At 68.5% G+C, this 14469-nt stretch carries 11 protein-coding genes and 1 tRNA gene; 7 read left to right on the plus strand and 5 right to left on the minus strand.

The window, feature by feature from the left end:
- Positions 1-279: 279 nt before the first annotated feature.
- The 5 genes from ACF1A1_RS01385 (at position 280) to ACF1A1_RS01405 (ending at position 6019) form a co-directional block, all read left to right on the plus strand.
- On the plus strand, positions 280-1509 hold the full coding sequence (locus tag ACF1A1_RS01385) for a branched-chain amino acid ABC transporter substrate-binding protein (protein ID WP_391644188.1): 1230 nt from the start codon (positions 280-282) through the stop codon (positions 1507-1509).
- A gap of 112 nt (positions 1510-1621) precedes the next feature.
- Positions 1622-2554, plus strand: coding sequence for a branched-chain amino acid ABC transporter permease (locus ACF1A1_RS01390; RefSeq protein WP_391644190.1), 933 nt, complete (start codon positions 1622-1624; stop codon positions 2552-2554).
- Between the two features lie 5 nt (positions 2555-2559).
- Positions 2560-4386, plus strand: coding sequence for a branched-chain amino acid ABC transporter permease (locus ACF1A1_RS01395; protein ID WP_391644192.1), 1827 nt, complete (start codon positions 2560-2562; stop codon positions 4384-4386).
- Between the two features lie 5 nt (positions 4387-4391).
- The gene (locus tag ACF1A1_RS01400; RefSeq protein ID WP_391644194.1) at positions 4392-5306 is read left to right on the plus strand and encodes an ABC transporter ATP-binding protein; all 915 of its coding nucleotides are present in this window, start codon (positions 4392-4394) and stop codon (positions 5304-5306) included.
- Positions 5303-6019, plus strand: coding sequence for an ABC transporter ATP-binding protein (locus ACF1A1_RS01405; RefSeq protein ID WP_391644196.1), 717 nt, complete (start codon positions 5303-5305; stop codon positions 6017-6019). The genes ACF1A1_RS01400 and ACF1A1_RS01405 overlap by 4 nt, the downstream gene beginning before the upstream one ends.
- A gap of 81 nt (positions 6020-6100) precedes the next feature.
- Here the strand turns inward: ACF1A1_RS01405 and ACF1A1_RS01410 are convergent, their stop codons facing one another.
- Positions 6101-6757, minus strand: a complete 657-nt coding sequence (locus ACF1A1_RS01410) for an ANTAR domain-containing response regulator (protein WP_391644198.1) — start codon at positions 6755-6757, stop codon at positions 6101-6103.
- 99 nt (positions 6758-6856) lie between these two features.
- Between ACF1A1_RS01410 and ACF1A1_RS01415 the strand changes: the two genes are divergently transcribed.
- Positions 6857-6931: transfer RNA gene (locus ACF1A1_RS01415), tRNA-Leu, on the plus strand.
- Positions 6932-7035: 104 nt separating this feature from the next.
- On the opposite strand, the gene pyk is transcribed toward ACF1A1_RS01415, so the two are convergent.
- Positions 7036-8466 carry a pyruvate kinase gene (pyk, locus tag ACF1A1_RS01420; protein WP_391644200.1) on the minus strand — a complete coding sequence of 477 codons (1431 nt, stop codon included), beginning with the start codon at positions 8464-8466 and terminating at the stop codon, positions 7036-7038.
- 159 nt (positions 8467-8625) lie between these two features.
- Positions 8626-9336 carry an SIMPL domain-containing protein gene (locus ACF1A1_RS01425; RefSeq protein ID WP_391644202.1) on the minus strand — a complete coding sequence of 237 codons (711 nt, stop codon included), beginning with the start codon at positions 9334-9336 and terminating at the stop codon, positions 8626-8628.
- Positions 9337-9498: 162 nt separating this feature from the next.
- On the opposite strand from ACF1A1_RS01425, the gene ACF1A1_RS01430 reads away from it, so the two are divergent.
- The gene (locus ACF1A1_RS01430; RefSeq protein WP_391644204.1) at positions 9499-11304 is read left to right on the plus strand and encodes a bifunctional metallophosphatase/5'-nucleotidase; all 1806 of its coding nucleotides are present in this window, start codon (positions 9499-9501) and stop codon (positions 11302-11304) included.
- Between the two features lie 53 nt (positions 11305-11357).
- Here the strand turns inward: ACF1A1_RS01430 and ACF1A1_RS01435 are convergent, their stop codons facing one another.
- On the minus strand, positions 11358-12770 hold the full coding sequence (locus ACF1A1_RS01435; protein ID WP_391644206.1) for a lysine N(6)-hydroxylase/L-ornithine N(5)-oxygenase family protein: 1413 nt from the start codon (positions 12768-12770) through the stop codon (positions 11358-11360).
- A complete protein-coding gene (locus tag ACF1A1_RS01440) occupies positions 12767-14128 on the minus strand; it encodes a pyridoxal phosphate-dependent decarboxylase family protein (protein WP_391644208.1) in 1362 nt (453 codons plus the stop codon). Before ACF1A1_RS01440 ends, ACF1A1_RS01435 begins: the two co-directional genes overlap by 4 nt.
- Between the last annotated feature and the right edge of the window lie 341 nt (positions 14129-14469).

Here is a 14469-nt window from a genome sequence, read left to right on the forward strand (position 1 = left end):
CGCTTGAGACGCCTGAAACGTCTGGGTCGCGTCCTGGGAGTTCTCACTATGCGGACAGGGCGAATCAGCCCGAAAGTCGCTGTTCCACCCGCTCAGTACCGCTCTGCATTACCTCGTGTCATAACAAGAGCGTCACAGCCTTGGTCAGAGCCTCCTCCACGTTCCCTTCACCCGTTTAGAGTCACGGCCAGTCACCGCGCGGTCGGAAAGTCACTCCGGACCAGCGATCGACTCGGCCGCTTCCAGGGGGAAGGGCCGTGCCAGGGAAAGGACTGGATCGTGCGTCAACGTTCGTTCATCGCCATCACCGCCGCGCTGGCGGCGGGAGCACTCACCCTCACCGCCTGCGGCTCGCGCGGAGACGACGGTGGCTCCGACTCCGAGGGTGGCGGCACCACCGTCGTCATCGGTGTCGACGCTCCGCTGACCGGCGACCTGTCCGCGCTGGGTCTCGGCATCAAGAACTCCGCCGACCTCGCCGCCAAGACGGCCAACAAGGAGAAGTACGTCGAGGGCGTCACCTTCAAGGTCGAAGCCCTCGACGACCAGGCGCAGCCCTCCTCCGGCCAGCAGAACGCCACCAAGTTCGTCGCCGACAAGGACGTCCTCGGCGTCGTCGGCCCGCTGAACTCCTCCGTCGCCGAGTCCATGCAGAAGGTCTTCGACGACGCGAAGCTCGTCCAGGTCTCCCCGGCCAACACCAACCCGGCCCTGACCCAGGGCACGGACTGGCAGACCTCCAAGAGCCGCCCGTACAAGTCGTACTTCCGCACCGCGACCACGGACGCCGTCCAGGGCCCGTTCGCCGCCCAGTACGTCTTCAACGACGCCAAGAAGAAGAAGGTCTTCGTCATCGACGACAAGAAGACCTACGGCGCCGGTCTGGCGGCCACCTTCACCGAGGAGTTCAAGAAGCTCGGCGGCACGGTCGTCGGCACGGAGCACATCGACCCCGAGACCAAGGACTTCTCCGCCGTCGCCACCAAGGTGAAGTCCTCGGGCGCGGACGTCGTCTACTACGGCGGCGAGTACCCGCAGGCCGGCCCGCTCAGCAAGCAGATCAAGGCCGCAGGCGCCAAGATCCCCCTCGTCGGCGGCGACGGCATCTACAGCGGCGAGTTCATCAAGCTGGCCGGCTCCAGCGCCACCGGCGACCTCGCCACCTCCATCGGCGCCCCGGTCGAGGAACTCGCCTCCGCCAAGGAGTTCGTCGCCAACTACAAGACCGCCGGGTACAAGGACGCCTACGAGGCCTACGGCGGCTACTCCTACGACTCCGCCTGGGCGATCATCGAGGCCGTGAAGAAGGTCGTCGACGACAACGACGGCAAGCTTCCCGACGACGCCCGCGCCAAGATCACGGAGGCCGTGCAGAACGTCTCCTTCGACGGCGTGACCGGCAAGGTCTCCTTCGACGAGTACGGTGACGCCACCAACAAGCAGCTCACCGTCTACTCCGTCGAGGGCGGCCAGTGGAAGGCCGCGAAGTCCGGCACCTTCACCGGCTGACCCATACCCGCACCCACCCATGAGCCGCGCGGGGCGCCGCACCACTAGCGCCCCGCGCGGACTCACATCCGGTCACATCCCTCGACTATCCGAAAGTCTCGGAGGACATGCGGTGAACGAACTGCCGCAGCAGCTGGTCAACGGCCTGCTACTGGGATCCATGTACGGGCTGGTCGCCATCGGCTACACGATGGTCTATGGCATCGTCCAGCTCATCAACTTCGCCCACGGTGAGATCTTCATGGTGGGTGGCTTCGGCGCCCTCACCATGTATCTCTACGTGCTGCCCGACGGCACGTCCATGTGGGTTGCACTACCCCTGATGCTCGTCGGCGGCATCATCGTCGCCGTCCTCGTCGCCGTGGGAGCGGAACGTTTCGCCTACCGGCCTCTGCGCGGAGCACCACGCCTGGCCCCCCTCATCACCGCCATCGGGCTCTCCCTCGCCCTCCAGCAGGCCATCTGGGCCTGGTACCCCGACGGCAAGGACTCGATCAACTTCCCGCAGATCGAGGGCGGCCCCTTCGAGATCGGCAACGTCACCATCCAGACCGGTGACATCTTCCTGCTGCTCGCCGCCCCCATCAGCATGGCGATCCTCGCGTACTTCGTCATGAAGACCCGCACCGGCCGCGGCATGCAGGCCACCGCGCAGGACCCCGACACCGCCAAGCTCATGGGCATCAACACCGACCGCATCATCGTGATCGCGTTCGCCCTCGGCGCCGCCTTCGCCGCCATCGGAGCCGTCGCCTACGGCCTGAAGTACGGCCAGGTCCAGTTCCGCATGGGCTTCATCCTCGGCCTCAAGGCGTTCACCGCCGCCGTCCTCGGCGGCATCGGCAACATCTACGGCGCCATGCTCGGCGGCCTCGTCCTCGGCGTCGCCGAATCGCTGTCCACCGCCTTCATCTCCGACATCCCCGGCATGGAACAGTTCGGCAGCCAGTCCTGGGCCAACGTCTGGGCGTTCGTACTCCTCATCCTCGTGCTCCTCTTCAGGCCGCAGGGCCTGCTCGGCGAGCGCGTGTCGGACAGGGCGTGACACCGATGACCACACAGAACACCGCACCGCAGACCACCGGCAAGACCACCGCCGGCACCCCGCACAGCCTCGTGGGCATCCCACCCCGAACCGGCCGCGCCCTCGCCACCGGCGGCGGCGTCCTCACCGTCGTCTCCACCTTCTTGGCCTGGACCTGGACCTCCGCCTTCCCCGGCGACCTCACCGTCTACGGCTACCCCGGCGGCCTCCAGGTCCTCGTCCTCATCGGCGGCGCCCTCACCACCCTGTTCGGCCTCTCCTCCTACGGCATCAAAGGCCTGCGCTGGCTGACGCCCGCAAGTGCCGACAGCGCCATCAAACTGGCCGCACTCGGCACCTTCGCCACCGCCTGGTACACCGTCATCGCGATCAGCGCCCAGCTCGGCGGACTCGTCAACCTGGAGCCCGGCGCCTGGGTCGCGGCCATCGCGACCCTCGCCACCCTCCTCGGCGCCCTCTCCCTGCCGTTCGCGCTGCCGGAGACCGAACTCACCGACCCCGACGACACCGGCTGGGAGCAGTTCCGCCACAGCACGCGCGCCCAATGGACGGTCGTCAAGGCATCCTTCGCCTCCGGCACCGCCACCCCCGCACGCAAGCTGCCCGCCTACGCCGAGATCCTGATCATCGTCGCGGCCCTCGCCCTCGGCCTGACCGTCTTCACCTACGGCATCGGCACCGAGTACGACGAACTCTTCGTCGGCTTCCTCATCACCGCGGGCTTCGGCTTCGCCGCCGCCGCCAAGGCCGGACTCGTCGGCCGGATCTCCGCACTCACCACCAAGCACCGCAACGTGACGATGATCGGCGCGTTCGTCGCAGCCGCCGCCTTCCCCTTCACCCAGTCCGACGACCAGTACGCGACCATCGGCGTCTACATCCTGATCTTCGCCACCGTCGCCCTCGGCCTGAACATCGTCGTCGGCCTCGCCGGCCTCCTCGACCTCGGTTACGTCGCCTTCCTCGGCGTCGGCGCCTACACCGCCGCCATGGTCTCCGGCTCCCCCTCCTCACCGTTCGACATCCACCTGCCGTTCTGGGCCTCCGCCATCCTCGGAGCCGCCGTCGCCATGATCTTCGGCGTCATCATCGGCGCCCCGACCCTGCGACTGCGCGGCGACTACCTCGCCATCGTGACCCTCGGCTTCGGTGAGATCTTCCGCATCACCGTCCTCAACATGGACGGCACCTCCGGACCCGACATCACCAACGGCTCCAACGGCATCTCCTCCGTCCCGAACCTCAACATCCTCGGATACGACTTCGGCCAGGAGCACTCCTTCCTCGGGTTCACCATCGGCCGATTCGCCAACTACTTCCTGCTGATGCTCCTCATCACACTGGTCGTGGTCGTCGTCTTCCGACGCAGCAGCGACTCCCGCATCGGCCGCGCCTGGATCGCCATCCGCGAAGACGAAACCGCCGCCCTCGCCATGGGCATCAACGGCTTCCGCGTCAAGCTCATCGCCTTCGCCCTCGGCGCCGCTCTCGCCGGCCTCGCCGGCACCGTCCAGGCACACGTCACCTACACCGTGACCCCCGAGCAATACCAGTTCGCCCACGTGGTCCCGCCGAACTCGGCATTCCTCCTCGCGGCCGTCGTCCTCGGCGGCATGGGCACCATCAGCGGCCCCCTCGTCGGCGCCGCACTGCTCTACCTGATCCCCGCCAAGCTCCAGTTCCTCGGCGACTACCAGCTCTTCGCCTTCGGCCTCGCGCTCGTCCTGCTGATGCGCTTCCGTCCGGAGGGCCTCATCCCCAACCGGCGCCGCCAGCTCGAATTCCACGAAGAAGCCGAAGCGCCCACAGTCCTCAGCAAGGCAGGGGCCTGACCACCATGACTACCGACACCACCACCAAGGACACCGCACCCGGCGGCGCCGGAGGAACCGGCGAAACCGTCCTCGACGCCCGCGGCGTCACCATGCGCTTCGGCGGCCTCACCGCCGTGAGCAACGTCAACCTCACCGTCAACAGCGGCGAAATCGTGGGACTGATCGGCCCCAACGGCGCCGGCAAAACCACCTTCTTCAACTGCCTCACCGGCCTCTACATCCCGACCGAAGGCGAAGTCCGGTACAAGGGCCAGGTCCTGCCCCCCAAGTCCTTCAAGGTCACCGCGGCCGGCATCGCCCGCACCTTCCAGAACATCCGGCTGTTCGCCAACATGACGGTCCTGGAAAACGTGCTCGTCGGCCGCCACACCCGCACCAAAGAAGGCCTCTGGTCCGCCCTGCTGCGCGGCCCCGGCTTCCACAAGGCCGAAGCCGCCTCCCGCGAACGCGCCATGGAACTCCTGGAGTTCGTGGGCCTCGCCAACAAGGCCGACCACCTCGCCCGCAACCTCCCCTACGGCGAGCAGCGCAAGCTCGAAATCGCCCGCGCCCTCGCCAGCGAGCCCGGCCTGCTGCTCCTCGACGAGCCCACCGCCGGCATGAACCCCCAGGAAACGCGGACGACGGAGGAACTCGTCTTCGCCATCCGCGACAGGGGCATCGCCGTCCTCGTCATCGAGCACGACATGCGGTTCATCTTCAACCTCTGCGACCGCGTCGCCGTCCTCGTCCAGGGCGAGAAGCTCGTCGAAGGCGACAGCGCCACCGTCCAGGGCGACGAGCGCGTCGTCGCCGCCTACCTCGGTGAGCCCTTCGAGGACGCCCCCGGCGCCGAGGAGATCGCCGAAGTCGAGGCCGCCGAGGCACACGCCGAGACCACGACGGACGCCGCGCCCGGCAAGGAGAACGACCGATGACCGCACTGCTCGAGGTCGAGGACCTCCGCGTCGCCTACGGCAAGATCGAGGCCGTCAAGGGCATCTCCTTCAAGGTCGACGCCGGCGAAGTCGTCACCCTCATCGGCACCAACGGCGCCGGCAAGACCACCACCCTGCGCACGCTCTCGGGCCTCCTCAAGCCCGTCGGCGGCCAGATCAAGTTCAACGGCAGGTCGCTGAAGAAGATCCCCGCCCACAACATCGTCTCGCTGGGACTCGCCCACTCCCCCGAGGGGCGGCACATCTTCCCCCGCATGACGATCGAGGACAACCTCCGCCTCGGCGCCTTCCTCCGTAACGACAAGGCCGGCATCGAGAAGGACATCCAGCGCGCCTACGACCTCTTCCCCATCCTCGGCGAACGTCGCAAGCAGGCCGCGGGCACCCTGTCCGGCGGTGAGCAGCAGATGCTCGCCATGGGCCGCGCCCTGATGTCCCAGCCCAAACTGCTCATGCTCGACGAGCCCTCCATGGGCCTCTCCCCGATCATGATGCAGAAGATCATGGCCACCATCGCCGAGCTGAAGTCCCAGGGCACCACCATCCTGCTCGTCGAGCAGAACGCCCAGGCCGCCCTCTCGCTCGCCGACCACGGCCACGTCATGGAGATCGGCAAGATCGTGCTCTCCGGCACCGGACGGCACCTCCTCCACGACGAGTCCGTCCGCAAGGCGTACCTCGGCGAGGACTGAGCCGCCGACTCGGCACCGACGCGACGAGGCCCGCGCCCCTCTTCTCCGGGGGCGCGGGCCTCGTCGTGGGTACTCCTGGGCTCAGCCCTTGGACGCCTTCTTCTCGTCCGCGTCCTGAATGACCGCTTCCGCGACCTGCTGCATCGACATCCGCCGGTCCATCGACGTCTTCTGAATCCACCGGAACGCGGCCGGCTCCGTCAGCCCGTACTCCGTCTGAAGAATCGACTTCGCCCGATCCACCAGCTTCCGCGTCTCCAGTCGCTGCGTGAGGTCCGCGACCTCCTTCTCCAGCTCCTTCAACTCCGTGAACCGCGACACGGCCATCTCGATCGCCGGCACCACGTCACTCTTGCTGAACGGCTTGACCAGATACGCCATCGCACCGGCGTCCCGTGCCCGCTCCACCAAGTCGCGCTGCGAGAACGCCGTCAGCATCAGCACCGGAGCGATGCGCTCCTCCGCGATCTTCTCCGCCGCCGAGATACCGTCCATCTTCGGCATCTTCACGTCGAGAATCACCAGATCCGGCTGGTGCTCACGGGCGAGTTCGATCGCCTGCTCGCCGTCACCGGCCTCACCGACGACGCTGTAGCCCTCCTCCTCCAGCATCTCTTTGAGGTCGAGCCGGATCAGGGCCTCGTCCTCGGCGATGACGACACGGGTCGTCAGCGGAGGCACGTGCGACTTGTCGTCGTCGGGCGCGTCTACGGGCTGGGGCGACTCGGGGGCGGTCACGGGGGCTCCTTGTTCAGGGCGGGGTGCTGCTCCCAAGAGCCTACCCAGCTGCGGTAAGGTGGGTGCGCGGAGGGTCAGGGAAAACCTTTGATTCTACGAGCCCCGGTAGCCCAATTGGCAGCAGGCAACGGATTCAAAACCCGTACAGTGTCGGTTCGAGTCCGACCCGGGGCACTTTTCCTTGGATTCCAAGGTCACATCCCAAGTCGGAGGTTCACGTTCTCGTGAACCTCCGGCCGTCGCTCTCCTCGACACCCACGTAGACCCCAGGCGCGGACCTACCTGTCGTCCTCCCCGATGTGGTGCACCCGCACCAGGTTCGTCGAGCCCGACACCCCCGGGGGTGAGCCGGCCGTGATCACCACCACGTCGCCCTTCTGGCAGCGCCCGTACTTCAGCAGCAACTCGTCCACCTGGTCGACCATCGCGTCCGTCGAGTCGGCGTGGGGGCCGAGGAAGGTCTCCACGCCCCAGGTCGCGCTCAGCTGGGAGCGGGTCGCCGGTTCGGGGGTGAAGGCCAGGAGCGGGATCGGGGAGCGGTAGCGGGAGAGGCGGCGGGCGGTGTCGCCCGACTGGGTGAAGGCGACGAGGAACTTGGCGCCGAGGAAGTCACCGATCTCGGCCGCCGCCCGGGCGACCGCGCCGCCCTGGGTGCGGGGTTTGTTCTGTTCGGTCAGGGGTGGGAGGCCTTTGGCCAGGATGTCCTCCTCGGCCGCTTCGACGATCCTGGCCATCGTGCGGACCGTCTGTACCGCGTACTTTCCGACGCTCGTCTCGCCGGACAGCATCACCGCGTCCGTGCCGTCGATGACGGCGTTGGCGACGTCCGACGCCTCGGCCCGGGTCGGGCGGGAGTTCTCGATCATGGAGTCGAGCATCTGGGTGGCGACGATGATCGGTTTGGCGTTGCGCCTGGCCAGCTTGATCGCTCGCTTCTGGACGATGGGGACCTGTTCGAGGGGCATCTCGACGCCGAGGTCGCCTCGGGCGACCATGATGCCGTCGAAGGCGGCGACGATGTCGTCGATGTTCTCGACCGCCTGGGGTTTCTCCACCTTGGCGATGACCGGCAGGCGGCGGCCTTCCTCGTCCATGATGTGGTGGACGTCGAGGATGTCCTTGCCGCTTCTGACGAACGACAGTGCGACGGCGTCGAAGCCGGTGCGCAGTGCCCAGCGCAGGTCGTCCTCGTCCTTCTTGGAGAGCGCGGGGACGGATACCGCCACTCCGGGGAGGTTGAGGCCCTTGTGGTCGGAGACGACGCCGCCTTCGACCACTCGGGTGTGGACGCGGGGGCCGTCGACGGTGGTGACTTCGAGGCAGACTCTGCCGTCGTCGACGAGGATGCGTTCGCCGTCCGTGACGTCGTCCGCCAGGCCGGCGTGGGTGGTTCCGCAGATGTGGCGGTCACCTTCGACGCCTTCTTCGACGGTGATCGTGAAGGTGTCTCCGCGTTCGAGGAGTACGGGGCCTTCGGTGAAACGGCCGAGGCGGATCTTGGGGCCTTGGAGGTCGGCGAGGATGCCGACGCTGCGGCCGGTTTCGTCGGAGGCCTTGCGGACGTGCTGGTAGCGCTCCTCGTGTTCGGCGTGCGTGCCGTGGCTGAGGTTGAGGCGGGCCACGTCCATTCCGGCTTGGACCAGGGCTTTGATCTGGTCGTAGGTGTGGGTGGCGGGGCCCAGGGTGCAGACGATTTTTGCTCGGCGCATGGTTCGAGCCTATGGCTTACCGCTGGGTAGTGAATTGGTGGGGCATGTCTGTCCAACGACCTCTGGGTGAAGGCTTATTGACGAGCGTTGAATTGTGCGGGGGGGGGATGCTCGGATGAGCATGCGCATTTCCTTCTGGAATTCCCCGAACGGGTGAATTCACAGGTGCGGGGGGACCATGGTGAATTGCGCGCTGACTTCGGCTTGGACACGGAGGCGTGGCGGTTCGAGGTCGAGTGGTTCGGGGGTGGTGTCGGGCTCGGCGGTGGCCGCGGACATGCGGACGGCCCGGCGGTCGAAGGCGGCGCGGGGGTGGGGGCCCTGGGTGCCGGTGTCGGTGAGTTGGATGAGGGCGGCGAGGGTGGTGCCGAGGGCGTCGGCGTATTCGTGGGCGCGTTGGACTGCTTCGTGTACGGCTTGCCGGCGTGCCTGGCGGTGGACGGGTGAGGTGGGTCGGAGTGCCCACCAGGGTCCGTCGATGCGGGTGAGGTCGAGGTCGGCGAGGCGGGTGGTGAGTTCGCCGAGGGCGGTGAAGTCGGTGAGTTCGGCGGTGACGTGGGTGTGGCCGTGGTAGGTGCGGACGCGTTCGCCGCGGCCGCGCGGGGTGAGTTCGGGGGTGATCGAGACGGCGCCGGTGGCGAGGTGTTCCACGGTGTCGCCGTAGGACTTGACGAGGTCCAGGACGGTGGCGTTGCGGCGGGTGAGGTCGTCGAGGGTGGTGCGGCGGTCGCGGCCGCGGGCGGTGACGGTGATGCCGATGCGGGCGATTTCGGGGTCGACTTCGAGGGTGGTTTCGCCGCGGACGGTGAGGAGGGGGGCGTCGGGGGTGCCGTGGGGGGTGGCGGGAGGGGTGTCGGCGGGGGTGGTCATACGCCCCACTCTGGCAGGCGTTTCCTGGTTTTGGGGGTGGGGTGGTGCAGGTGAGGTCATCAGATCGAAACCTGCGGGGCCTGTTGTCGTCCGCTGTGGCCGGGTCAGAATCTACGCGCGTTATCTACGCGCGTCGTTGCCGTTTCGCGAGGAGAGCAGGACATGCCGTTGAACCGCCGGAAGTTTCTGAAGAAGTCCGCCGTGACCGGGGCCGGGGTGGCGATCGGGGGCGCGGCAGCGGCTCCGGCGGCGCAGGCGGCGGAGACGGCCGGGGCGTCGAAGCCCGCGAAGCGGTACGCGTTCACCGTGATGGGCACGACGGACCTGCACGGCAACGTCTTCAACTGGGACTACTTCACGGACAAGGAATTCGACGACAAGGCGCACAACGATGTCGGTCTGGCGAAGATCTCCACTCTGGTGAACCGGGTGCGGGCCGAGAAGGGGCGTTGTCACACGCTGCTGATCGACGCGGGCGACACGATTCAGGGGACGCAGCTGTCGTACTACTACGCCAAGGTGGACCCGATCACCGCCGAGGGTGGTCCGGTGCATCCGATGGCGCAGGCGATGAACGCGATCGGCTATGACGCGGCCGCGCTGGGGAATCACGAGTTCAATTACGGCATTCCGGTGCTGCGGAAGTTCGAGGAGCAGTGTCGTTTTCCGCTGTTGGGGGCGAATGCGCTGGACGCGAAGACGCTGCGGCCGGCTTTCCCGCCGTACAGCATGCACCGGCTGAAGACGCCGTTCGGCCGTGAGGTGAAGGTGGCGGTTCTCGGCCTCACGAACCCGGGGATCGCGATCTGGGACAAGGCGAACGTGCAGGGGAAGATGACGTTCCCGGGTCTGGAGGAGCAGGCGGCGAAGTGGGTGCCGAAGCTGCGTTCGATGGGTGCGGACGTGGTGATCGTGTCGGCGCACAGTGGTTCGTCGGGGACGTCGTCGTACGGTGACCAGTTGCCGTACGTCGAGAACGCGGCGGGTCTGGTGGCGGAGCAGGTGCCGGGTATCGACGCGATCCTGGTGGGTCATGCGCACACGGAGATTCCGGAGTACTTCGTCACCAACAAGGAGACGGGCCGGCAGGTCGTGCTCTCGGAGCCGTTGAAGTGGGGTCAGCGTCTGACGCTGTTCGACTTCGAGCTGGTGTGGGAGAAGGGCCGTTGGGCGGTCGAGAAGGTGGGGGCGCGGGTCCTGAACTCCAACACGGTGGAGGAGGACCCGAAGATCGTGAAGTTGCTGGGCGACGAGCACGAGAAGGTCGTGGCGTACGTCAATCAGGTGATCGGTACGAACGCCGCCGAGATGACGTCGGTGGAGGCTCCGTACAAGGATGTGCCGATCATCGATCTGATCAACCACATCCAGGCGGACACGGTGAAGCAGGCGCTGGCGGGCACGGAGTACGCGGCGCTGCCGGTGTTGTCGCAGGCGGCGGCGTTCTCGCGGAGCGCGGTCATTCCGGCGGGTGAGGTGACGATCCGGGACGTGGCGGGTCTGTACGTCTTCGAGAACACGCTGGAGGCGCGTCTGATGACGGGTGCGCAGATGAAGGCGTACCTGGAGTTCTCGGCGAACTACTTCGTACAGACGGCGGCGGACGCGGTGGTGGATCCGGCGAAGCTGACGAACGCGAACGGTACGCCGGACTACAACTACGACGTGGTGAGTGGTCTGACCTACGAGATCGACATCGCCAGGCCGGCGGGTTCGCGGATCGCGAACGTGCGGTTCGAGGGTGCGCCGCTGGCGGACGAGCAGCGGTTCGTGTTCGCGGTGAACAACTACCGGGCGAACGGTGGTGGCAACTTCCCGTTTGTGGCGGCGGCGGCCTTGCTGTGGTCGAACTCGGACGAGATCCGCAACACGATGATCGCCTGGGTGAAGGCGAAGGGGTCGATCGATCCGGCTGAGTTCGCGTCGGTGGACTGGAGACTGACGCGGAACGGTACGCCGGTCTTCTAGGGGTGCCGTGTGAGGGGCGGTGGGAGGAGTTCTCCCGCCGCCCTTTCGTCTCTCTACCGGCCTTCGACGAGAGGGGTGAGGGTCGGTGGTCGTCGGGCCGGGGGGACGCGGGGCTGGGTTTCCAGGCCGAAGGTGGTGAAGGCGGTTCGGGTGGGCAGCTGGTAGGTCTCTTTGCCGGTGAGGGTGTTGAGGATGGTGGCGCTGCGCCAGGCGGCGAGACCGAGGTCGGGGGCGCCGACGCCGTGGGTGTGGCGTTCGGCGTTCTGGACGTAGATGGCGCTGCCGGTGGCGGCGATGGTGGGATCGAGGGCGAGGCGGAAGCGGGCGTCGATGTGGGGGCGTTGGCTGCTGTCGCGGCGCAGGTGGGGGTCGAGGCCGGCGAGGATGCGGTCGAGGGGGCGTTCTCGGTGGCCGGTGGCGAGGACGACGGCGTCGGTGGTGAGGCGGCTGCGGGTGTTCTGCTGGATGTGTTCGAGGTGGAGTTCGATTTTGCTGGTGGCGATGCGGCCTGCGGTGCGGACGCGGACGCCGGGGGTGAGGACGGCGTCGGGCCAGCCGCCGTGGAGGGTGCGGCGGTAGAGCTCGTCGTGGATGGCGGCGAGCGTGGTGGCGTCGATGCCCTTGTGGAGTTGCCATTGGGTGGTGGCGAGGCGGTCGCGGACGGGTTCGGGGAGGGCGTGGAAGTAGCGGGTGTAGTCGGGGGTGAAGTGTTCGAGGCCGAGTTTGGAGTACTCCATGGGGGCGAAGGCCTCGGTGCGGCCGATCCAGTGGAGTCGTTCGCGGCCGGTGGGGCGGTGGCGCAGGAGGTCGAGGAAGACTTCGGCGCCGGACTGTCCGGAGCCGACCACGGTGATGTGGCCGGCGGTGAGGAGGGCGGTGCGGTGGTCGAGGTAGTCGCAGGCGTGGACGACGGGGACGCCGGGTGCGTCGACGAGGGGGCGCAGGGGGTCGGGGATGTGGGGTTGGGTGCCGATGCCGAGGACGATGTTCTTGGTGTGGGTGCGGCCGAGGGCGTGGACTTCTCCGTCGGCGTCGAGGTGGGTGAAGTCGACTTCGAAGACGTCGAGGTCGGGGTTCCAGCGGACGGCGTCGACCTGGTGGTGGAAGTGGAGGCCGGGGAGGTTTTCGGCGACCCAGCGGCAGTAGGCGTCGTATTCGGCGCGCTGGATGTGGAAGCGCTCGGCGAAGTAGAAGGGGTAGAGGCGGTCGCGGGTCTTGAGGTAGTTGAGGAAGGTCCAGGGGCTGGTGGGGTCGGCGAGGGTGACGAGGTCGGCGAGGAAGGGGACCTGGATGCGGGCGCCGTCGATGAGGAGGCCGGGGTGCCAGTCGAAGGTGGGGCGTTGTTCGTAGAAGACGGCGTCGAGCTCGGTGAGGGGGTGGGCGAGGGCGGCGAGGGAGAGGTTGCTGGGGCCGATACCGATGCCGACGAGGTCGCGGGGGGTGCCGGGGGGCGGGGGTGTGGTCATGCGGGGGTGTTTCCTTCCACCAGTTTCAGGAGGGCGGCGAGGTCGTCGGGGTGGGTGTGGGGGTTGAGGAGGGTGGCCTTGAGCCAGAGCCGGCCGTCGGGGCGGGCGCGGCCGAGGACGGCGCGGCCGTCGGTGAGCAGTCGGCGGCGTACGGCGGCCACGGTGTCGTCGGGGGCGTCCGCGGGGCGGAAGAGGACGGTGCTGAGGGTGGGGCGGTCGTAGAGGTGGAAGGCGGGGTGTTCCTGGACGAGGTCGGCGAATGTGTGGGCGAGGGAGCACACCTGGTCGACGAGGGTGGCGAGTCCGTTGCGGCCGAGGGTTCTGAGGGTGACCGCGATCTTGAGGATGTCGGGGCGGCGGGTGGTGCGGGGTGAGCGGCCGAGGAGGTCGGGGAGGCCGGCGTCGGTGTCGTCGTCGGCGTTGAGGTAGTCGGCGCGTTGGTGGAGGGCGGTGAGGTCGGTGGGGTCGCGGACGGCGAGGAGGCCGGCGGCGGCCGGTTGCCAGCCGAGTTTGTGCAGGTCGAGGGTGACGGTGTGGGCGGCGTCGAGGCCGGTGAGGCGGGGGCGGTGGCGGTCGCTGAAGAGGAGGCCGCCTCCGTAGGCGGCGTCGATGTGGAGGCGGGCGCCGTGGGCGGCGGCCAGGGCGGCGATGTCGGGCAGGGGGTCGATGAGGCCGGCGTCGGTGGTGCCGGCGGTGGCCGCTACGACGAGGGGGCCGGGGATGCTGGTGAGCGCTTCGTCGAGGGCTGCGGGGTCGAGGGTGCCGGCGGGGGCGGGGACGACGACGGGGTCGGGCAGGCCGAGGAGCCAGGCGGCGCGGGGCAGGGAGTGGTGGGCGTTGGCGCCGTGCACGAGGCGGACGCCGGCGCCGTGCCGTTCGCGGGCGAGGAGGAGGGCGAGCTGGTTGGATTCGGTGCCGCCGGTGGTGACGAGGGCGTCGGCCATCGCGGCTTCCTGGGCGAGGGCGCGGGTGACGAGTGCCTCGAGTGCGGAGGCCGCGGGGGCCTGGTCCCAGGAGTCGAGGGAGGGGTTGAGGGCGGACACGGCGAGGTCGGCCGCGGTGGCCACGGCGAGGGGTGGGCAGTGCAGGTGGGCGGCGCACAGGGGGTGGGCGGGGTCGGCGGCGCCTTCGGCGAGGGCGTGGACGAGGGTGGACAGGGCGTGCGGGTCGCCCTCGTCGGGCAGGACGTCGCCGACGGCGTCGCGGACGCGTGCGGCCACCGCGGCGGGGCCGCCCGCGGGGAGGGGGCCGCCGCGGGCGTGGGTGCCGGTGCGCAGGGCGTCGAGGACGGTGTCCAGCAGTGGCCGCAGGTTCCCTGCGGGGCCTTCGGGGCCTGAGGCGAGGGGCGGAAGGCTCATGGGGCTCCTCCGGGGGGCGGGGGGAGTCCCAGTGTGTCGACGGATGCGGCGAGATGGCCTGAAAGCGGGGGGATGTGGCCCGAAAGTGGGAGTGTGTGGGGTGTGCTGGTGTTTGTGCCGGGGGTTGTGCGGGGCGGGTTGTGCGGGGCGGGTTGTGTCCGGGGGGTGCGCGGGGCGGGGGGGTGCGCGGGGCGGGAGGTGTGTCCGGGGGGCGCGGGTGGGGCAGCGGTTGCGCGGGCCGGGAGGTGTGTCGGGGTCTGCCGCTTCCGGGCCGCCGCTTCAGTCCTGAACGGGCCTTGTCCTCACGCGCCGGACGGGCTGGACGGTGGGGACCGTGCCGT

This window comes from Streptomyces sp. NPDC014995, assembly GCF_043080745.1.
GTDB lineage: Bacteria > Actinomycetota > Actinomycetes > Streptomycetales > Streptomycetaceae > Streptomyces.